Origin of the sequence: Colwellia sp. MB02u-14 (assembly GCF_014076915.1) — a bacterium.
Lineage (GTDB): Bacteria > Pseudomonadota > Gammaproteobacteria > Enterobacterales > Alteromonadaceae > Colwellia_A.
The window spans coordinates 1-21051 of the sequence record NZ_JACGUX010000087.1; the positions used below are offsets into that span (position 1 = coordinate 1).

The 21051-nt window shown below is 34.0% G+C and carries 19 protein-coding genes; 10 read left to right on the plus strand and 9 right to left on the minus strand.

Annotated elements, in window-relative coordinates:
- The 5 genes from H4J52_RS16380 to H4J52_RS16400 form a co-directional block, all read right to left on the minus strand.
- On the minus strand, positions 1-3734 hold a 3734-nt coding region (locus tag H4J52_RS16380), incomplete at its 3' end, for an ATP-binding protein (RefSeq protein WP_182225185.1).
- Positions 3735-3773: 39 nt separating this feature from the next.
- A complete protein-coding gene (locus H4J52_RS16385; protein ID WP_182225186.1) occupies positions 3774-4364 on the minus strand; it encodes a hypothetical protein in 591 nt (196 codons plus the stop codon).
- Entirely contained in the window at positions 4361-5053 is a 693-nt protein-coding gene (locus H4J52_RS16390; RefSeq protein ID WP_182225187.1) for an RNA polymerase sigma factor, read from the minus strand. The genes H4J52_RS16385 and H4J52_RS16390 overlap by 4 nt, the downstream gene beginning before the upstream one ends.
- Before the next feature lie 117 nt (positions 5054-5170).
- Positions 5171-5401 (minus strand): hypothetical protein, encoded by a 231-nt coding sequence (locus tag H4J52_RS16395; RefSeq protein WP_182225188.1) that lies wholly within the window; start codon positions 5399-5401, stop codon positions 5171-5173.
- Between the two features lie 98 nt (positions 5402-5499).
- Positions 5500-5697: a hypothetical protein gene (locus H4J52_RS16400; protein WP_182225190.1), complete on the minus strand. Its 198-nt coding sequence runs from the start codon at positions 5695-5697 to the stop codon at positions 5500-5502.
- A gap of 616 nt (positions 5698-6313) precedes the next feature.
- Between H4J52_RS16400 and H4J52_RS16405 the strand changes: the two genes are divergently transcribed.
- The 5 genes from H4J52_RS16405 (at position 6314) to H4J52_RS16425 (ending at position 13814) form a co-directional block, all read left to right on the plus strand.
- Positions 6314-9217 (plus strand): ATP-dependent RecD-like DNA helicase, encoded by a 2904-nt coding sequence (locus tag H4J52_RS16405; protein ID WP_182225192.1) that lies wholly within the window; start codon positions 6314-6316, stop codon positions 9215-9217.
- Entirely contained in the window at positions 9217-11160 is a 1944-nt protein-coding gene (locus H4J52_RS16410) for a DUF7017 domain-containing protein (RefSeq protein ID WP_182225194.1), read from the plus strand. The genes H4J52_RS16405 and H4J52_RS16410 overlap by 1 nt, the downstream gene beginning before the upstream one ends.
- A 133-nt stretch (positions 11161-11293) precedes the next feature.
- The gene (locus H4J52_RS16415) at positions 11294-11845 is read left to right on the plus strand and encodes a hypothetical protein (protein WP_182225196.1); all 552 of its coding nucleotides are present in this window, start codon (positions 11294-11296) and stop codon (positions 11843-11845) included.
- A gap of 1011 nt (positions 11846-12856) precedes the next feature.
- Positions 12857-13333, plus strand: a complete 477-nt coding sequence (locus H4J52_RS16420; RefSeq protein ID WP_182225198.1) for a hypothetical protein — start codon at positions 12857-12859, stop codon at positions 13331-13333.
- A 64-nt stretch (positions 13334-13397) separates the two neighbouring features.
- Positions 13398-13814, plus strand: a complete 417-nt coding sequence (locus H4J52_RS16425) for a hypothetical protein (protein WP_182225200.1) — start codon at positions 13398-13400, stop codon at positions 13812-13814.
- A 431-nt stretch (positions 13815-14245) separates the two neighbouring features.
- Here the strand turns inward: H4J52_RS16425 and H4J52_RS16430 are convergent, their stop codons facing one another.
- From H4J52_RS16430 to H4J52_RS16445, 4 genes are all read right to left on the minus strand, one after another.
- Complete coding sequence (locus tag H4J52_RS16430; protein WP_310649996.1) at positions 14246-14398, minus strand: MIT C-terminal domain-containing protein; 153 nt, start codon at positions 14396-14398, stop codon at positions 14246-14248.
- A gap of 495 nt (positions 14399-14893) precedes the next feature.
- Positions 14894-15295, minus strand: a complete 402-nt coding sequence (locus H4J52_RS16435; RefSeq protein ID WP_182225201.1) for a GNAT family N-acetyltransferase — start codon at positions 15293-15295, stop codon at positions 14894-14896.
- A gap of 48 nt (positions 15296-15343) precedes the next feature.
- On the minus strand, positions 15344-15892 hold the full coding sequence (gene folE, locus H4J52_RS16440; RefSeq protein WP_182225202.1) for a GTP cyclohydrolase I FolE: 549 nt from the start codon (positions 15890-15892) through the stop codon (positions 15344-15346).
- A gap of 54 nt (positions 15893-15946) precedes the next feature.
- Positions 15947-16138 carry a hypothetical protein gene (locus H4J52_RS16445; RefSeq protein ID WP_182225203.1) on the minus strand — a complete coding sequence of 64 codons (192 nt, stop codon included), beginning with the start codon at positions 16136-16138 and terminating at the stop codon, positions 15947-15949.
- 147 nt (positions 16139-16285) lie between these two features.
- Between H4J52_RS16445 and queD the strand changes: the two genes are divergently transcribed.
- The 5 genes from queD to queC all read left to right on the plus strand — a co-directional run bounded on the left by queD (position 16286) and on the right by queC (position 20931).
- Positions 16286-16648, plus strand: a complete 363-nt coding sequence (gene queD / locus H4J52_RS16450) for a 6-carboxytetrahydropterin synthase QueD (protein WP_182225204.1) — start codon at positions 16286-16288, stop codon at positions 16646-16648.
- A 3-nt stretch (positions 16649-16651) separates the two neighbouring features.
- Positions 16652-17566 (plus strand): DUF6884 domain-containing protein, encoded by a 915-nt coding sequence (locus H4J52_RS16455; protein WP_182225205.1) that lies wholly within the window; start codon positions 16652-16654, stop codon positions 17564-17566.
- A 74-nt stretch (positions 17567-17640) separates the two neighbouring features.
- On the plus strand, positions 17641-19053 hold the full coding sequence (gene dpdA / locus H4J52_RS16460; RefSeq protein ID WP_182225206.1) for a tRNA-guanine transglycosylase DpdA: 1413 nt from the start codon (positions 17641-17643) through the stop codon (positions 19051-19053).
- On the plus strand, positions 19053-20252 hold the full coding sequence (locus tag H4J52_RS16465; protein WP_182225207.1) for a DGQHR domain-containing protein: 1200 nt from the start codon (positions 19053-19055) through the stop codon (positions 20250-20252). The genes dpdA and H4J52_RS16465 overlap by 1 nt, the downstream gene beginning before the upstream one ends.
- Positions 20253-20271: 19 nt before the next feature.
- Entirely contained in the window at positions 20272-20931 is a 660-nt protein-coding gene (queC, locus tag H4J52_RS16470) for a 7-cyano-7-deazaguanine synthase QueC (RefSeq protein WP_182225208.1), read from the plus strand.
- Positions 20932-21051 lie beyond the last annotated feature (120 nt).

Sequence of the window (21051 nt, forward strand, 5' to 3'; positions counted from 1 at the left end):
ATTTTTATTGGATAATTTTTTTGTTTCGTTTCGTTGGACAATATATGAATATATTGTCCCTTTTCATCATAATAATTAATTGATGATTTATAATTCCCCTTAACTGAATATTTAGTTATTTCTTTATGGTAATTAAGTTCCTCAGCAATAACAGGTTCATCAAATTCATCAAAATATGCTACTTCTGTTTTTCGGCCTAAATCATCGTATTTAGTCTTAAACTTTGTTTGACCTTCAATGTATACTGGTTTTTCATCCCTCCCCCAATAAGATTGCTCAATTCGATTCCCTTTAGCATCGTATTTGTACTTCTCTATAGCAGCACCATCCGTTCTAGAAGTTAAGCCCCCATCACCCCCAAAAAATTTAAATTCAACTTTATTACCTTTTGAGTCATTCTTAATAACTGCTTTTGCAAAACCCTCATTATTCAACGTTGGTTTACCATCAGTACCATAAAATGAAAAAGAATTAAGGTGACCCAACGCATCGTATGTAGCGTTAATCTTTGCTACTGGAATAACATTCATTAGTGTCAGTTTGTTATTCTGATCCAAACAACGCATCTCAGCCATGCTGCCATTTTCATTCAACAATACTTTTGTAAGGGCACAGCCTAGATTATTTAAACTCAACTCACCTTTGGGGTTATAACAAACTTCGCTAATCTCATTACCATTGTCATCATACTCACGTGAAACTTTATGGCATTTTTGAACCCCATAAGCTGGTTGCTCTCTTACATCAAAAAAAGCTCTGTCTGCAACACGACCATTTTCATCATGAGTGATTTTTTGTATTGCTACCCCGTACTTTTTAGCCACATAATTTCCACTAATATCGGTAAAGTAACGTTTGATAAGGTTCCCATCAACATCAACTTCGTAATGTCTTCTAGCTACACCTCCTTCAGAAATTATTTTTTTATCGTTATTTAGAAGTTCTTCGTGATTTAAATTCCCCCACTCATCGTAAGTTAATTTTTTTGATGCTACTTTTCCATTTTTATATACTCTTTTCTCTTCAACAACTTGACCAAATAAATTATAAACATATTCATTTTCATAACTACCAAAGACACCTCCGTTTTTGTCCAATGAAAAAGTAGTATTTTTTAAGCCTTTTTCATTATAGGTATATGAAAAGCCATAGTGTTCATTATTTAACGGCGTTGGTAAATCGTAAGGGTTTTGGTATTCACGCTTTAACTCATCCCCATCTAGCGAGTAAGTAATTAAGTGCTGAGAGATATCAGAGTTTGTTTTGGTCATATCAACGTTAGTTGAGTCGATATAGAGCATATATTGCAGATTATTTGATATTTGATTAAAGTTTTTATTACCAAAACTTTTATTAAACGATGCTATTGCCTGATTGTTTTTACCAAGCTCAAAGTTAATTGTTTGTACTTCTTTCGTGGTTTCACTTTTAACCGTTACTGATTGAATCTTCCCTTGCTCTGTATATTGATATTCCCATAAGGCATTGTTTTCTCTATTCTCATCTTTTGTTAATGTACCTACGCTATTAACATGACTTAAGCGTTTTAATACACTATTTTGGTATTCCATTTTATAGCTAAAGGTTCGGTGACTAACTTGCTCATCCGTTAACTCATTTATACCAAAAGGAACACTCCATCTCTCACCTACAGCCGAATAGTAATAGGTTTTAATGCGCTGCTTATCCCATTGATAAAGACCTACAAGGAACAGTGGAAGAAGAATAAACACAAAAAACACACTAAGTTGCTTTCTATTTTTTTGTTTTAATGAGGTACTTAAGTAATAATTAAGTTTTGAGTCTCGAATAAGGTTTAACTTAAGGTAGCCTTTACCTTCGTTAAGTAGCTGATTATCTTTTAATAAATAGTCTTTCTTGTTTGCTGTTACTTGTTGCCAACGCGTATATTGACCATCAATACTATAGCGCCATAGAAGATATTCTTTAGTATCTACAATCCACTTTTTTAAAGCAACCCAATGTGTGAACAGACTGTCATGGGCAAGTTGTACTGCTGAGCTGTCTGCATCTCCTCCTACGCTCACAATTAAGTTCGCATCGATAAAGCCCTTTACAAGATTAGCAAGCGTTGTGTTTGATGAAATATCCGCTAGCTCAACACATCTTGCAAAAGGTAGTCCTTCAGGGTTAACCCCAACAAAGTAATCAAATAAGGTTGAGATTGTTTTTTCTGATGCCTCACTCTCTTGTAAAACCGTTGATGCGCGATAAGCAATAGCACCTGTTAACCCACCCAGTGCTTGATAATGCTTATGTTGTAATACTGTTGCGTTTGTCTTTTCCTCTATACCTTTACTATAAAGCTGCTCAAGTAAAAAGCTCACCATAGGCAATGCATATGGAGTGTTGATAGCTTCTTCGATGATAATGGTATCTAATGCTTCATTATTTTCATCTTTTTGCTCAAAGGTAATACCTGAAAACAAAGCTTGCTCATGTACAATGGCTTCCCACTCTTGTGAGGTCAGTTGTGAAGCAACATTAGAGATAATCGGTGAACGAAGTGCTTGGTTATCGAGTAAACGCCCTAAGTATTCATTTCGTATGGCTAAGACAATATTTAATGGGGAGAGCGCTTTGGCTAAGTCATCAATAATGCTTAACTCACTGCCAATACTTTCAATATCTTGCTCGCTTTGACTAAACACTTCTTCATATTGGTCTAAGTACAACAAGCATTGCTTCGTATCAGGGGTTAACAAAGAAGATAAAGACGTTATTCCTTCTTCAATGGAGTGATTAAGTGTTGAGACTAGCTCATCAAGGTTTTGGTCTTTTATATCCCAAGCAATAAGTAGTTCTTCGAGAATAAAACGTAAAACACCTTGTTTTTCTTTTAAAGAATTCGGTGTGCAATACGCCCAATGTAGCCCATCATACTCTTGCTCTAGTTTGGGAATTAACCCCGCTTTGATTAAGGAGGACTTACCTGTACCACTAGCGCCTGAAACAATTAATAAACCACTGTTTTGTTTTATATCATTGTATAAGCGTTCAACATCTTTATCTCGACCAAAAAAACGCACACTGTCTTCATAGTCAAAGCTTTTTAATCCTTTAAAAGGTTGCCAGCGCCCTAACGGGTCGCCATTGTAGGCATCGCCTAACAATTGGCCTAGCGTGTGTTGTAATCGCTCAGAAGGAATGAGTATTCCGCCAAGACTCTCTACACGTTTTCGAAGCGGTTCTGGGATGTCTTTGTCGTTATCTTGAGGATAGCAAAGGTAAAAAGATGAAATGCTATCTTGATTTTGCTCAACATATTTACACGTAGATTCAAGCTTCTCAACGATATGACCAATCGCTTTTATATGACCTGACGTTACGACCTCTCCTGTAGCAAATACAGGATGAGCAAAGGCGCTATTTTTTTGTAAATTGATTCTCCACCAGTCATCAAAGCAGGCTAACGCATAGCCTAAACCACTACTTGAACTGCCCTGGGTGAAATTATAATTTTCATTATTACAGGGAAGTAAATTAACACTTGCGCGAAAACGATGGCGCTGGTCTAGCTTATTAAAAGACACATAAGCAGCCGTAGCTGAAGCTGTTAAATAGGCTTGCTGCTCCTCAAAAGATTGGGACGTTAAGGTTTGTTTGAGCTTTAGGTTTAAAACACCTTCAACATTTGAGTCACCAGTTCGACTTTCTTGCACTCTAACATCTACGTTAAGAATGGTTTTTGTGCTAGTTAGAATGTAGAGCATTATTAACTTCCGTGTTGCGGTTATACTTGATTTAAACTTCTATTTATCATCCAAAAGAATATTTATACTAATTTTTCCTTTAATATCTTTCGAATCACTATCTGTGCTCAGGTAACCACTTCCTTCCGCATTACAGCCTGATTCATCAACATATAAAGTAGCATTTAATAAGCTCGCACCATTATTATTCACATCTATCGTTAGTGACTTTCCAAGGTATGATAACAAAGAACTTTTCATTTTAGAGTTGTCTTTCTCATTTGGGGTAAGGTACAAATCAACTTCATTATCTGATCCTAAAACACGACGAACATCTAATACAAATCCTGCGCCACCAAAATTCATCGGTTGAGCGAACCAATCCGCTAATGATTTACCAGAAGCTGCAAGCAATTCTGTTTCTGCAAAAGGAAATGCGACTATATTATTTTCTTTTGGTGTGAATGAAATTACATGATCTGTAGATTTTCTCTCACTCATATTTGCTTTGCTTAAGCATAAATCTAATTCTTTTTGTAGATCACTAGGGATATCGCTTGCAAGCTCTTCTTGAGTATCCGTTATCATTTGTTGAATAACTTCTTCTTCATGCATTTTTAAAATTTGATCAGTTATATCAATAGGTTTCATGAGTACACCTCAGCACTTTCTATTTGCTCTCGTAAAAATTGAATTTGCTCATGAGGGTTATTAATGGTTATCCCATGAGGCTGAGTACACATTGAAACCTTTTCTACAAATCGTTTTAATTCTTGTGTTGGATTACTTGAGTCATATCCTAAGTGCTTTGCCAATGTTTTAAGTGGCATATCATATTCATTGAATTGCCAGAAAGCCGCTTCAAAAAAAGTTTTTCTATCGGTGTCATTTATTTTCGTTAAAAGGTTGGTATAGCACCCTTTGATCCATTGATAAGCTTCTTTAACAAACACATATTGATCTGGATTTTCAACACTAGGTAGTGCAATATCATTTTCATTAACATCTTCAATTAGTTCATGTTTAATATTTTCATATTTTTGGCCTGAGCTAATTGACTCGGCTTTAGTCAATCTTCTATTTATACCTAAGGTTTTAAGTTGATCCATAAAACATGAATAAATAGCTTTACGGATATAAGCTCCGATCATTTTTTTGTCATCTTCAGAATCAAGCTTATTGTTATTAAAAAAGTCTTGCTTATATAATTTTAAAAATGTCTCTTGAACTATATCTTCAGCGAAGCTTTGATAAGCAGGATCTTGTGTTTTCAATTTATAATGAGTTAATTTTTTAATTAATAACATATATTCAGCTAATTCTTTATTATTTGCTTCCACTTAACTACCTGTCATTTGATTATGTTGAAACCATCCATAAATCATAATATACAAGTAATTAAAACCTAATTGAAATAAAAACCATTGGAAGTTGATATTTCTTTGTTTTCTACGTTATTAATGTTTAATAACTTTTCCTCTTTGCCAGATAACATCACCATTAGATTTAAAGCCAATAGCTTTATATGCAGTGCGACTTGAGTAGCCATCTAACCAAACAACTTCACCTAATTCAGGATCTGGACAAGCTCGCTCCATTCTTTCAATCCAACTATTTAAATTTCCTTTTCTACCTAATGGCTGTGGCACCCAATTTTTTCTATTCGATTCAGTATTTTGATAACGCATAATTGTCTCTCTTTTAACAAATAACTTAAATTCAATTACCTAAGTTTGTCTGTTCATAAAGAGAACGTTGTGGTGATAGCAAAGTTAACAATTATTTTTTAACCACAAGAATTACAGTGAGAACAAATTAGCCAATCACATACCTCGCATTGTTCTTCAGTTGAGCTGTCTACATCATTTTGACAGTTAAAGCAGTGGTTATGATATTCACTCTCTTCATCATCGTTGTCTGTCTTTACAACTTGATCACGAGTAGATATATTATTGCCAGAAATCGATAAGCCGCTTTCTGCCATTTTTCATATGTATGTCCTTTTGCCAATTTGTTGTCCCCCTATAAAGCTTGAATTTTAATATCAGAAGTTCAAACTTTATGAGTAATGTATAATTAACAATTTTTTTATTTTGTTAATTTTGTTAATTTTACGGCTGAAGTCATGTTTGTTTATATAGGAAGCATCGACAATTAAATACAATGGGATAAGGTTATGCGACATAGATTTTCATACTTCTATAATCATGCATTGCAACGAATTCGGTGTTTTTCAAGACAGTTTTCGCCTAAATTGTTAAGCAGCTTCTTTGTGTTGCTCTGGATTTAACTCCACAGCGTCTATGTCTGGTATGTATTAATAAGTATCGGTTGGTTTTTTATATGGGGGGCCTTTCGCCATTCTTATATTCGTCGAATTGATTGTTAGTGATGCACTTGCCAGGAAAATACAGGGCAAGAAATACATTGATGGCTATAACCGTGGCAACTGGTTAGGAATTATTGAGTGGCAGGTAGAGCATATGTCTAAGTTTTTTATCGCACTTAAAGAACCATTGGTTTAGGTCAACAAATTAGTTAAGAGAACAGATAACCGATAACCGATAATAATAAAATATAAATTAAAAGGAATTAGCGCAATGAATTCAAACTTTGACTTTCTTCTCGTTTACAGTGATTTTAAAAGGTTAGCAGAGCTAGGCTCTGCTGCTGAAATATATGCCTATACAGACCCTCAGGCAGCGTTAGTTAAACTAAGATGTTTTACTGAGTTGTTTGTTGGAAACATATTTTTAGCGCTCTCCATTGAAATAGAGCCTCAGTCAGATCTATGTACAAAGATAAATCATCGCGGCTTTAAAGAGGTTGTTGATGCTAACATTGTTGCAAAACTACACGCTCTTCGAATGCACGGAAATAAAGCAGCTCACAACAGCACTAAACATACTGTTGAGCAAGCGCTTTGGCTGGTTAAAGAAGCTTACTTGGTGGTTAGATGGTTAATTCAAACTATAAATACCTCTTACCTTGATATCCCTGAGTTTATTGAACCAGCACAGCCTAAGAATATTGAAGATGTTTTGGCGGTAGAAAAAGAAAATCAGCAACTTACCGAAAAAATGAATAATGAATCTAAAGCTCTCGCTAGTGCTGAAGCGGAGTTATTGTTAGTTAGGCAAGACTTAATAGAAGCGCAAAGTAAAATCACTGAAACAAACAATTTCCATCAAGTTGAAAAATTTAAAGTAGCCAGTAGCCAAGCAGTCACAAGCTTTGACTTACAAATGGATATGACTCGCGCAAAAGTAAATATTTTTGATAGTTTTAAAGAGCACTCTCTTACATCTGGGCAGTCAGAGTTAGTTAAAGAACTTGATGTTTTTCTCAATGAAAGAAAAAACTCTGTATTTATATTAAATGGCTATGCAGGTACAGGTAAAACGTTTATCACTCAAGGGTTAACACAATACCTAGATGCAATTGGCCGCCAATTTGTATTAATGGCACCAACTGGAAAAGCCGCTAAAGTTATCAGTGATAAAGCAGGCCAAGAAGCCTCAACCATTCATCGTGTTATTTATAACCTTGATAATATAAAAGAGTATAAGGTTGAAGGCCTTGATGGCTCTGAAACATTTCGCTTCTATGCTGAAATAAAAGTGAATCAACATTGCTCAGAAACGGTATATATTGTTGATGAATCATCAATGGTTTCGGATATCTACTCTGATGCTGAATTCTTTCGCTTTGGATCAGGTTATTTGCTTACAGATTTACTGAACTATATTAATTTAGATCATAACGACCATACTAAAAAAATTATATTTATTGGTGATAATGCTCAGTTGCCTCCTGTTGGTATGAATAATTCTCCAGCACTTAATAGGGATTATTTAAAAAATAAGTATCAGTTTAACTCAGACAGTTATGAGCTTACAGAAGTTGTTAGACAGAAAGCTGAAAGTGGTATTATGCCTAATGCCAAAATATTGAGAGAGGCACTTTTAAAGAAGACTTTCAACCAGCTAGATTTTAAAACAAACGATACTGATGTGCTGTCGCTCAACACAAACGATTTAATAAGTGAGTTTTTGAATGTATGTCAGGGGCGTATTGCTAATACAAAAGACTCTATTATTATTGCATCATCTAACAGCCAAGTTAGCCAATATAACCGTGTTGTTAGGGAGCATTTTTTTCCTGAGCAAAAAGAGGTTGTGCCAGGAGATAAGATTATTTCTGTTGCTAACCATTATGTTCATGAAAAAGTGATCACTAACGGTGAGTTTGGTATGGTTAACCAAGTTCACTCTGAGCCTGAAATAAGAAACGTTATTCTTCGGAAAAAAGGCAAACATGGTGAAACAGTTACTATAAAAGTTGAGCTTTGTTTTAGAAATGTTGAGCTGGGTTTTAGGAATGAAAATGGAGAGGTGAGTTTTTTTGTTTGTAAAATTATTGAAAATTTACTTTATAACGATGAGCCTGGCTTAAGCTCAGATGAGTACAAAGCTTTGTATGTTGATTTTGTTAACCGCCATCCAGGATTAACAACTAAAGATAAGAAAAGTGAATTTAAAATGGCACTACTAAGTGACCCTTACTTTAATGCTTTTAAAGTGAAGTTCGGTTATGCCATTACTTGTCATAAGGCACAGGGCAGTGAGTGGCAGAATGTATTTTTAAAGTGTAGTTCACATTATAAAACACTGAGCCAAGATTATTTTAGATGGTTATATACGGCGATAACTCGTACCTCATCAACATTATATGTGATAGATGAACCGTATATTAAGTTAGGCAGTGGAATGAAGAAGGTGGCTAATATGGATTTTACAAATCACAATTCGATGGATGCTTCATCATCAAAATCAAATTCAATACCTCAACCGATTATAGAACAAGTTAGTGATTCATCAATAAGTTTGACACCAGATGTTTTAATTCCCCCACTAGTTACAGAGTCAACTAGTGATCAGTCTTTTGGTATTCCTGAAAACAATCCCCCCTTATTAGCTTTGTTGTCTGAAATTAAAAGTAGTTTAATAGGGTTATCAATTGAAGTAGTTGAAATTACTCATAATCAATACCAAGAGGCTTACTTATTTCAACAAGAAGATGACTTCTCTACAGTGAGAATTGGCTATAACGGTAAATATAAGGTTACCTCAATTCAGGCAAGTGATGATTTGGAGCTGAGTCGTTTAATTACAGATAGAGTTTTACCGTTAAAAGGTAGGATTTTAAATACCTTTAGTAAGAGTGAAATTGATTACATTATTGAGTTACCACAACCATTTTTGGCTGATTTCCATCAGAGAATGGTTGATGTATTTGATAAGTCGTTTGTAGTTATTTCTGAAGTTAGATCGAGAGATTACGCACAAAGGTATTGCTTTAAAAAAGAATCAAATAGTGCTGTTTTTGATGTTTTTTACAATGGAAAAAGTCAATTTACTAAATATGAAGCAAAAAAGGCATTATCTAACTCTAATGAGTTTGTTAATGAGATTGAAAATATTATTGCTGAGGCATTAGGTTAATGAGTGATAATAATATTTCAAGCAAACAAGTGTTTGCTATGCGTAAGACAGGTGCGTTAGATGATGCTTATCAAATGGCAACCAACCTTGTAAATCAACAGCCTAACGACGAGTGGAACTTACAAGCGCTGGCTTGGTGTTTAATTGATTTATGTAAAAGAGAGTCTGGAAACAATAATGTAGCGGCTATAAATAACTATTTACAGAAATTACAAGCAATTAACTTTTCATCTGTGAATGATATTTTATCAAAGCAAATAGAATTTGTTGCTAAGTTATCAAATCCTGCTAATGAAAAAATACAAAATGCCAAACAAGCAAGTAAGGCTGGTAATCATCAAGTTGCGGTTAATATTTATAGAGAGGTTTTACAGCAACAACCACAAAACCAAGATATTAAAACAAGTATCGGTTGGGAGCTATACCGGCTAATAAAACCCCTAATAAAGGCTGAAAATACGAATGTGTTTGCTGTAAAAAAATTATTGAATGAATATTTGCAATTACAATGTGAACGGCCAGCACTTTTACACTCTCTTATACTTGGAGTTGCGGATAAGTTAATTGCAGAAAGTAATTTTAATCTTGTTGGTTTTATCAAAATTTGGGGGATAGAAAATTTACGTGATGATGACTTTCAGCCATATGTTGATAGCGAATCGGGTAAGCGTTACCCTTGCCTAGCTCAAAAGATAGTTCAGCATGCGACTAAACAAGCGGTAGAGCAAAATGAAACCTATTTATTACAAGCATTCATTCCTTTAATTGATAGAGTGCTTTCTGTAGCTGATGAAACTATATGGTTAAATTTATACAAGGCAAGAGCTTTAAGCTGTATTGGTGAACATCAAAAAAGTTTTGCGCTTGCTGTTGAAGTTGCTAAACAAAAATCTGGAGATTACTGGGCTTGGGAGCTACTTGGTGATATTCAATTGTTTATCGACAGAAACAAAGCCTTAAGTTGTTATTGCCGTGCTTTATCTTCTAATCCTAAAGAAGGTTTTATTGCAAAGTTGCGTTTGAAGCTAGCAGAGTTGTTAGTTTCGATGACAATGTTTTCTGAAGCCAAATATGAAGTTGAAAAAGTAATAGAAGCTAGAGCTCGTGAAGGTTGGGCAATTCCTGATGTAGCAGAAACACTTCGTAACCAAGAATGGTTTAACCAAAGTAATGCCGTTCAATCTAATAAATCACTTTATATTAATTATAGTAAAGAAGCAGAAACACTATTGTTTGACAGTTTACCTTGGCTGAATGGTTGTTTAGGCGAAAGCTTTAGTTTACCGGATAAACCGGGTAAAAAGAGACGAAAGCTGTATTTGTTAAAAGCTGGAGAACAAGACCCAGTGGAAGTGATTATTCCTGATAATAAGTTTAATTTTAACTCTATTCAAAATGGTGCTCCAATCCAAATGAAAGGCGAATTTGATGCTAATGATCGATTTAATGCGCTTCAATTTTCTAAAAGAGATAGTGGTATTGATTGGGATATATTTCCTGAGAATATAGGTATTGTTGATCACGTAAATAAACCTAAGAGCCTAATTCATGTCGTGATTAAGCAAGGTCTTGAAACGGTAATTCCATTTAAGGAATTACCTAAGCTATTTAAGGTTGGTGATGCCGTTTTAATTAGAGTAAGTCAATCTAATAGTAAGAATGGAGTTCGAACAAAAGCTATTGATTGCAAAGAGACAAGTCAACTGCCTAGTAGCTCCATTTTCAAACCTTTTAGTGAAACAGTAAGGGTTTCAAATGGTTTAGGGTTTACAGGAAATGATATTTTTATAGATAGACCATTAATTGAAGGATTTAGCATTGAAGACGGCGGAAGTGTTTCAGGCCATGCAGTTATAAATTTCAATAAAAAACGTTCAACCTGGGGATGGAAAGCGTTAATTATTAAGGAAGCGAACAGGTGTTCACTGAAGAGCAGCTTTTGATCGGTGTATTAAACTTGTTACATGCGAAACGTAAAGCTCACTATGGATTGATTATATCGGATAGGGTATGTATATACTTAGCGTCAAAACTCAGCCACAGTCAAATATTTTAACACCAAAAGGTTGTCTTCACATGGAACTATTTTTGTTATTCTTATGGGCATTCTATGCTATATGGGTAATCTCAGTAACTAACTCATTTATAAGCTTTGTTCTATTAATTTTGGTAGGTCTTGGTGTTACATATTGGGGAGTAATGTCCTATGATAATATATGCAAGAAGAACGATGATGCTAAAAATCCAATCGATACTGTTAGTGTTGAGCCAACAGCAACAAAAATATCTACACGTAAAGTTGAACCATCCCAAGAAAATAACTTTGATTATGAAAGCTATTCTAATGGGCATTCAGAAAAAGCATGGGGAGATATTGGTTTCAAGGTCTCAACTAAATATAAAACAACGGCAAAAAAGAATTATATCTTTAAAGAGGTAGAAGCCTCTAATTCATTAAGGTATTTACACCTTACAAAGAATCAGAAAAAAGTAAAAATATTAGGTGATGCGTTAGTTAAAAATACGAAATCAAAAAGGCGAGCACGCGACATATTAATCAGCCAATATAATTTTAAAAACAATACGGCAGAATATGCTGTTGGATATGAAGGTTACAACGATTGGTAAAGTAATTCGAACTACTTTGGAGTGCTAAACTTAGCAACAAAACTGTGGCCAATATTACTTGATCAGGTCAGTCTGCTATATTATCTGAAAGTTGGCCTTCATATTTGGGGAGTTTTTATGTTTCCAATTAGCACCAAGGGAATGTGTTTTTCCCAAAGATTTAGCTCTACTGAACTTCTTATAGTGGTCAATTTTTTTGTTAGTTCGCAAAGATAATAACGTCCGGAATTTGTAGAACTCGTTACAAGCTAATGTGAAAAAACACTATGAACTACCTTTAGCTTTGATCAACAAAAAATCATGTTAATGATATTATATGAATGACCGCTGTGGTGGCGTTGTTCACACTCAGGCAGAACGACTCATTGGCAAAAATCCATCATCGAAACCCTCATCTTTTTATCTATGGGGAACGTCAACAATCGGGAAACTGCCAGAGTAATTTGATCGTTCAGTCATGTCCGTTGTAGATCAAAATCGACTTAAAATTTCGACCAACTTCTCAATTCTCTAATGTCGCGAATGTGTGCACTAGCAGTGTTGAATATATCCAACCTGATCGTTCTAATAAGCTCTAAATTTAATATAAAATAGATGTGGCAGCATTAAATACAATTGAGTGGTGGCACTGATGGTGTAGATTTTCCACCACATACTATACCATATAATATATACTTATAAAACATTTAAAAACCTAGTTAATTTCACTTTCAAATAAGTAACTTAACTAAGGCGACATCATGATCTTTAATGTAATAAAAAATAGTCACCTCTTCGTAATCCGCAAGGAATGATAATAAAATAGCACTTACAACTCTAAAAACAGCAAAATATTTATTTAAAAAACTAGTTGTAAAAAATACTTTTAAGTTGACCACTTAACTATTGACGAGATAAATAATTATGAATACAGATTACATTATCATTAAATAATAGATTGCCGTTATGTTTTATTTTTGAGAAAATAAACTATCAACTTAAAAAATAAAAATAATAAGAAAGGCAAACCTCATGAAATCATTATCACTTATCATTGCAACAGCACTAGCTCAAGGCTGGTTAGATATTCGACATACATCAAGTGAGCAGACTGCTAAATTAGTTGCTTTTACAACTGAACTTTGTTGCAAAGATAATCAGATTTTTATACCTGATCCTTTGGTTTACGTTTTGAACGATGAGAACCTTGAATACAAAGATACTCGCAAATTAATTGCTAAATTCTTAATTCATTTTGCTGCTTCATCATCAATGAGCAAAGACTTCAGGCTGACTAAAAAAGAAAGGTACGTAGTTGCTCAAGCAATCATTATTTATCATAAAAACAAATCAGATCTTAGAGCAACGAACATATCTCTGATGACAAATTGGGTACTTGATCAATCCAGTGTTCAAGGTCGCCATTTCTTTATTAATGATGTAGAACCCACTGCGGATGAATCTAATAATTGGGATAAATTATTTGAAGCGGCAAGTAAAGCAGCATAAACAATACTGGCTTGTCTTCACGCAAACGAAGTGAAGTGTGGTAATAGCAAATAAAGACTTAATTATGCGTAAATCAAAAACACCAAATTTTACTAAACACTATGTCTGCGCAGTATTTAAAACATGCTTGGATATAATTGAATTAAATACTATTTCTAGTGCAAAAAAGCACACAAAGAAAATGCTGCAAGATACGGCTATTGATTCTGACCAAGATGCTAGTTTTTTTGATAGCGAAATAGATGAGTTTACGTCAACTATTGCAGCTGAAGCGAAAGATATTGTTGAGTTTTATCTTGATTGCAGAGACAACACGTTATTAAAAATAAACTTAAGACAAAGAGAACAAGATTATCTAAATCAGATTAGCAAGATCTATAAAACAGTTGCAGAGTTTGTAGGTGCTAAATTTAACGAGGATTTTGAATTATCTCTAGCGTTACTGCATTATGAATTACACGTTAAAAAAGCAGCTAAATAATTTTAACTAGTTAAATATGAATACTTTTATATACAAAGGTTTCAAATTTTTTGCATATATACTCCAGATTTATTGGCACAATCCATGCTACTAAGAAACACACCCTGAAAGTAGTGTTTTCCAGTAATTTCAGTTAGTTAGGTATTTTAAGTTTGTAGCCAGTTACTAGTGATTTTAGACTTTTTGACAAGAAGCATCTATTTGATAGGATCTTTTTTCTGCCGCGTAGCTGCTTCGTCCAACACTTTAAATTAACATTGGTGGGACTGAATTGTTATTTTCTTTACAAATACCAAGTTGCGGTGCAACTTGAAGTTTAGGCCAGTATCCTACCAACCTATTCTAAATTAAATGGAATACTAACCTGGCATAATTTCGCTCTAAGAGCGGATAACAATGAAAAGTTATGAGCTTAATAATTACAATCGAAACTATGACTCAACCTTAATAAACGTTACTTCAAATGCCTTACAAGGACGGTGTTTTTGAAGGCGTGTAGTTAAACTAAAAGCATCATTTACATCGTATTGTTGAAATATGTCTAACCCACGATCCAATGAAACTTTCCAGCCAGTATCAGTCACTATATGTCTAACATGCTGGCCGCTGTCTGTCTGAAGTATCAAATGAATAAGCGAATTTGATACCCACCGCAATCACTAACTGATCGACTCTAATTGCACTGGGGTTATAACAAACTAGAACGAATACACACAAGCCACAAGAACAACCTAAACCAATGATTTAATGGAACATTATTAACTTTCTTTGTGTTCGTTTTGAAAGTAAATAAATATTGAGTGTTAAAATCAAAAACTGATAATAACTTTTAAAGTTCAAACTAAAATCAGTGAATTCTACCAAATATGTGATTAATCTCGCTGAGAATGGGTTTAGTCCCTGTGGTGGATTTACTTCCAGAAGCATGAAATTCTACAATACTGATATTTTCTAAATTATCACTCCAATCAAAATGTCTATTGTCGTTTAGAGTTCGATGACCTAAAGAGGTTAATCGTTTATTTAATAATGCCACTTGGTTTTCCCTAGTAAATGGAGTTATTAATTCCTTTAGATACTTATAATGGCGTGCTCATTAACTTATGACTACTAGAAAAACCAAATTGCTCATAAAGTGAATGTGCATCATCAGTTACAAGCAATTGAAATTTTCTTTTCCATCTGGGGTCATTAACTATTGTATCCACCAACCACTTTCCAAGACCTTCATTGCGGTGTTCCACATCAATAATTACGTCTGAAATGTATGCCACAGAGGCAAAATCAGTAACGACTCGACCAAAGCCAACTTGTCTTTTATTATGAAATAACGAAAAACAAATACTGTTGTTAATAGATGTTTGAATAGTTTCAATATCTCTATTATTAGCCCAATAAGATTGTTTTAGTAGTGACTTAACCTCATCAAATTGAACCTTATCTCGATCATCACTAATATAATAGTTATCTTTAAAGTACATTTATAACCTCGCAAAAATTAGTAATAATCTATTTTAATTAAATCATGATTATGGCTTAATTAGTGCTAGCATTTCTTGCCTAGCAGAGGCATCCTCTCTCATTTCCCCTAACATTACGGATGTTGTCATTGATGAGTTTTGCTTCTCTACACCACGCATCATCATGCATAAATGTTGTGCTTCTATAATTACACCTACACCAATAGACCCAGTTATCTCTTGTATAGATAAAGCTATTTCTCTCGCTAGGTTTTCTTGAATTTGTAACCGTCTTGAATACATATCAACAATTCGAGCAAACTTCGATAAGCCTAAAACTTTTCCACTGGGAATATAAGCAATATGACATTTACCTATAAATGGCAGCATATGGTGTTCACACATTGAATATAATTCAATGTTCTTGATAACAACCATTTCATCTGCATCCGATTCAAATAGAGCACCATTAACAATATCATCAATATTTTGATGATATCCTTGCGTTAGAAACTCCATTGCTTTCGCTGCTCGTTTAGGAGTATCAATTAAACCATCACGATTTATGTCTTCTCCGATAGCAGAAATAATATTTTGATAATTTTTCTCTATGCTCACTTATTTTTCCTAATTATTATCAGTAGTACTGTTCAACCAACTAAAAAATAGAACTTATATCAAACGCATAAATTTTTCGATCTGCTCTTCTGATATTTCATTTATCATTTCTCGTATAGAGTTGTGTTCGATTTCGATTCCAAGCGCTTCTTTTGCCATATTGACTGCTTCTTCTTTACAACCGTGATGATCACTTTGCAAAGTCAAAATAATCTTTACGAATAATTTTTTTTGATCTATTTCCACAACTCCACCACTCAGTTAATATTAAATTCCAATCTTGAAGTGCACTATAACAATTCATCGTAATTAAACAATCGATAGTAGTGGCTGGTGATTTAATTGTGGTGTACAATGCTGTCTTTATTGACAGTATGATATCTTAGAAAAACTATGAAAACAGCCATATATAAGGACTTTACGTTCGAAGCCGCACATAAATTACCCAATGTCCCCGCAGGACATAAATGTGGGAGACTTCATGGCCATTCCTATAAAATTAGAATTCATTTAGAGGGAACTGTGGATGAAAATTTAGGCTGGTTTATAGACTTTTCTGACGTAAAATCAATTTTCAAACCTATCTATGATCAGTTAGACCATAACTACCTTAACGATATTAAAGGGTTAGAAAACCCAACGGCTGAAGTCATTTCCAAATGGGTTTGGGGAGAGCTAAAACCGATCTTACCAGAGCTTTCTGCAATTGAATTAATGGAAACATGCACGTGTGGTGTTGTGTACAAAGGCAATTAACCCTTGAAAATCCATTTAATCACTAATTGTACAAACCTTAAGAAGTCGAATATTAAGGGTAAAATTCAATTAAAAAATTTAATTGAGAATAATAGTGCACAAACCATAGTTAATTCATGGTGTGAAAAACTTGAGAAAGCAGAACAAAAAGCTCCTGCAAATGAAGTATATGCAGGTGATCATTGGAAAGTTGCCAAGAGTATTATAAAGCCAAATCTCGAGTTATGGGTTTTATCGGCCGGTTATGGACTAATTCATAGTTCATCACAAATAGGTTCTTATGATGCAACCTTTTCAAGTGGAAGTGAAAACTCAATTAATAAATCGGGATTAACTAATAGTGAATGGTGGAACACATTACACCAAAGAAGAAATAGTGATGTATTTAAATGCGAATCACTCCATTCACTGGTCTCTATTAATACTGATGATATTTTTTTTATTGCTGCTTCTCCTGATTATTTAAAAGTAATACAGGATGAGCTAAAACAATTAGTTTTAGAGAAAAAACTAACGAATGAAAACTTTTTTATTGTTTCAAGTAAACATAAGATTAGCGAACAACTCATCCCATACTATCTAGAGTCAAAAGCAGACTTTTGTAGCACTTTAAAAGGCGGTAGAGTTTCCTTAAATATTAGATTAGCTAAATATTTACTTGGTGAATCTGAGGTTAATGTTTTCGAGAGTAAAAATGTAATTGATAAATACAATGATCTTGAAGCAAACGCTATTAAGCTATTAGTTAACAATCGTCAAAAGCTTTCAGATGAAGAAGTTATCTCTTTTATTAAAAACGAATTAGATATACATCAAGGGACTAAAGCATCGGCTTCTATGCTTTTAAAAAATTTAAGAAATAAAAACTTAGCATGCGAGCAAAAACGATTTAGTAGACTGCTCAAAGATTTACTTTAATGTGGTTATTTAAAACAGCAATACTCTAACAAATAATCGACGATATCTAACAATAAAGAATACATAGGTTTAATGTGACAACTTTTAATTATTACTTTCCAGACAACTTAGACTTTGTCGATCCTAATTTTAATGGCATTACCAACGAAAAAACCAAGAATCATCGTAAATATGATGATGATGCCTATCCACATGAAATCTTAAAAGAACTACCCTATAACGGTATGCTCGTTTCATTGGCTGGTGTTGGAACGATGCAGAAAAAAGGAAAGTACTACACCCAAGAACTCACTGAAGATTTCTATTATTACGGTGCTAAGAAATTTTTAAGATTAAACCAAGATAAATATTCAAATGTATTACTGATGGGGGATTGTGGCGCATTTGATTATGTAAATGAACCTGAGCCACCATTCACAATTGATGAGTTAATTGAATTCTATGACCGGGGAGGATTCGACTGTGGAATATCACTCGATCACATCGTATTCCCATATGCCAAAGATGATGAAGCATTAAAAGCTATGGATTATGCTGACATAAGAGAAGCTGAACGCAGAATAAAAATAACTCTAGATAATGCCGTTCTATTCTTAGAACGTTCTAAGGTTCTTAATACTTCTAAAGGTAAGTCTTTCATTCCTTATGGTGTAGCTCATGGTTTTAGCAAAGAGTCTTTTATTAGTTCGGTGAAAAAGCTAGAAGAGATCGGATACACTTATATTACAATCGGCGGTATGATTAAATCAAAAACGCCTGACTTATTAGATTTATTAGAAACCCTCTCTTCTATTAAAAAGAAAGAGACGCAGTTTCACTTACTGGGAATCTGTAGATTTGAGAATATACCTGCATACGCAAAATATGGTGTAACTAGTGCAGATAGTACGTCCCCACTAATGCAAGGCATTAAAGCTGGCAAATACTTTGAATTTAATGATGATGCCCATGAGCTTATTCAATCCTTATCAATAAGAATCCGTCAATGTGATCATGATAATGTTCAGAAATTAATTGATAAACATCGCCATGAAATTCGAAGCCTAGTAGTTAAAATGCTAAACAATAATGAAATTGATATAGACCTTTCCAACAATGCACTATCCACAAATGAATGTGTAAAAAGGCTTGAAACTGATTGTATCAAAAAATTAAAACAATATGACGCAACCGGCGAACACTTTGACGCTACATTTAAGGCTCTAATGGCTTATGAAAAAGTCACTACGGCCGATCATTTAGCAGAAATAACACCAGTTAAACAAGCTATCTTAAACAAAGATAAGTTAAGAATTAAAAAGTTTTTGTTAGAAAGGCCCTGGAAAACTTGTACATGCGGAGTTTGTGAAAGTGGAATAATGAACATCATTTTTCGTTCTAACCAAACAAACCGCCGCAGAGGTATACATAACTTAGCTATGGTGACAAAACATAAAGATAAAGTTATTGATGACATGAAAAGTACGATGATTAAGGCTAATAAATAATGAAACCAGTCATTTTAAAAATCCAAGTAATAAGAAAAATCGTTAATAATGTTGAAGTATTTTCTGGTTGGGTAGAAGGTAAAAAAGTAAGAGATATTGCTAAAATCGTCCATATAACAAGGGAAGGTAAGTATATCCATGGATATCAAAGAAGTGAACTACCAAAACACATTGAATCTATAAAGGACTATGTTGAATCTCCTAAATCTACTATTCTGGCAAATCTCGTTATTGGCTTTAATAAGTCAGTAACTTTTACTCCTTTAGAAGGACAAACTGAGTTCGGGCATTTGGAAGTTCCATACTTCCCTGAATCTCCATCACAAGAGTTACCAGGCTCAATTGTAGATGGCCAACAACGCTCAGGGGGAGTTAAAAATAGCTTTCATGAAAGTTATCCTCTCCCGGTTTCTATTTTCATCTCTGAGGATGAAAATGACTATATTCAGCAATTTTTGATTCTCAATCTTGGCAAGCCTTTAACATCTGTTCAGTTGAATGCTTTAGCACTAAATGATGACATTTATAAGCCGCCCGCATTAGCAATAAAAGCCTTCCCGTTATCTATCTCTGAAGAACTGGGCTTTGGGGATAATAAAAATGGAACGCCTCCTTTAAAGGGACTTATCAAATCAAATGGCAACCCTTTAGGAAAAATTGCTGAATCATCAATTACTGAGTTTGTTTCTAACGTCGAAAGAATGATCTTGAAGTCTATTAACGTAAGAGTCCATCAAGACTTAACAAAAGAGTCAAAGCAGTTGTTTGCTCAAATAATTAATAACTTTTGGATAGCGGTTACAATAGTGTTCGAAACTGAATGGAAAAACACCTCTAAAAGCATGAAAGATACTTATATCATTCATGGCACAAGCATATTTGGTTTCTCATTTCTATGTCGCCACATGATAAGAGTATTTCTCGAAGACAAACCTTTGAACACAGTAAACATCCCCACTATTGAATTTTTTACTCAAGAGTTAAAGCTTATATCTAATAAATGCCATTTCAGTAAAACATCATGGAATTTGGGACTTATAAGAAGTGATGAAGAAGGTGGTGATGATATAAAGTTTTCTCGAAGGTGGCATGATTTTCAGAATACGACCTCAGAGAAACAGTTATTTGCTGGAAACTTATTAAAAATTTATGAAGTGGCTAAAGGGTTTAAGACAGATTACGATGTTTACTTTAGCTAATTGGAAGGGAATTTAAGAAATGAAAAAGCTTGTTGTTATATATTCTGGAGGTATGGACTCTTTTACGGCTTTAAACAAAGCAGTAAAAGAAGGCTTTGATGTATATGCTCTGTCTTTCGACTATGGTCAAAAGCATAATAAAGAACTCATTTACGCACAAAATGTGTGTAATGAACTTAATGTTCCACACAAAATTTTAGATATAAAATCTATCTCAACATTATTTACCAGTTCGTCATTAGTTTCAGACAATATTAATGTCCCTGATGGCCATTATGAAGCTGAAAATATGAAATCGACTGTTGTCCCAAACCGTAACATGATTCTCATCTCCTTGGCTATTGGCTACGCTGTCGATATAGAGGCTGAAGGTGTTTGGTATGGTGCTCATTCTGGTGATCATTTAATTTATCCTGATTGCAGACCTGAGTTTGTGAAAGTAATGGACCAAGCTTCTAAAGTAGCTAATTTTGAGCCTGTTTATGTCCACGCTCCTTATTTAGATACCGATAAAATCGGTATTCTTAAAGATGGTATCAAAATGGGCCTAGACTATTCAAAAACATGGACATGTTATAAGGGGCAAGAGAAAGCTTGTGGTACTTGTGGTTCATGTGTTGAAAGACTTGAAGCTTTTCAAGCCAACAATATTAATGACCCTATTCAATACAATATTTAAAGAGTTGATTCTATGCGAAGTTCCTTAATTATTATCAATAGTGATGACTAAGTAAAATATAGGTTGGGGATTAGTAGAGAATAGCGAAGAATATTTTCTACTAATTGGAAAGATCATAAC

What these genes read in the sequence shown, in the direction of transcription:
- H4J52_RS16420 (WP_182225198.1), top strand. Translation starts at nt 12,857, where the DNA reads ATGAAATCATTATCACTTATCATTGCAACAGCACTAGCTCAAGGCTGG.
- H4J52_RS16415 (WP_182225196.1), top strand. Translation starts at nt 11,294, where the DNA reads ATGGAACTATTTTTGTTATTCTTATGGGCATTCTATGCTATATGGGTA.
- queC (WP_182225208.1), top strand. Translation starts at nt 20,272, where the DNA reads ATGAAAAAGCTTGTTGTTATATATTCTGGAGGTATGGACTCTTTTACG.
- queD (WP_182225204.1), top strand. Translation starts at nt 16,286, where the DNA reads ATGAAAACAGCCATATATAAGGACTTTACGTTCGAAGCCGCACATAAA.
- H4J52_RS16425 (WP_182225200.1), top strand. Translation starts at nt 13,398, where the DNA reads ATGCGTAAATCAAAAACACCAAATTTTACTAAACACTATGTCTGCGCA.
- H4J52_RS16385 (WP_182225186.1), bottom strand. Translation starts at nt 4,364, where the DNA reads ATGAAACCTATTGATATAACTGATCAAATTTTAAAAATGCATGAAGAA.
- H4J52_RS16395 (WP_182225188.1), bottom strand. Translation starts at nt 5,401, where the DNA reads ATGCGTTATCAAAATACTGAATCGAATAGAAAAAATTGGGTGCCACAG.
- H4J52_RS16435 (WP_182225201.1), bottom strand. Translation starts at nt 15,295, where the DNA reads ATGTACTTTAAAGATAACTATTATATTAGTGATGATCGAGATAAGGTT.
- H4J52_RS16400 (WP_182225190.1), bottom strand. Translation starts at nt 5,697, where the DNA reads ATGGCAGAAAGCGGCTTATCGATTTCTGGCAATAATATATCTACTCGT.
- H4J52_RS16405 (WP_182225192.1), top strand. Translation starts at nt 6,314, where the DNA reads ATGAATTCAAACTTTGACTTTCTTCTCGTTTACAGTGATTTTAAAAGG.
- H4J52_RS16465 (WP_182225207.1), top strand. Translation starts at nt 19,053, where the DNA reads ATGAAACCAGTCATTTTAAAAATCCAAGTAATAAGAAAAATCGTTAAT.
- H4J52_RS16410 (WP_182225194.1), top strand. Translation starts at nt 9,217, where the DNA reads ATGAGTGATAATAATATTTCAAGCAAACAAGTGTTTGCTATGCGTAAG.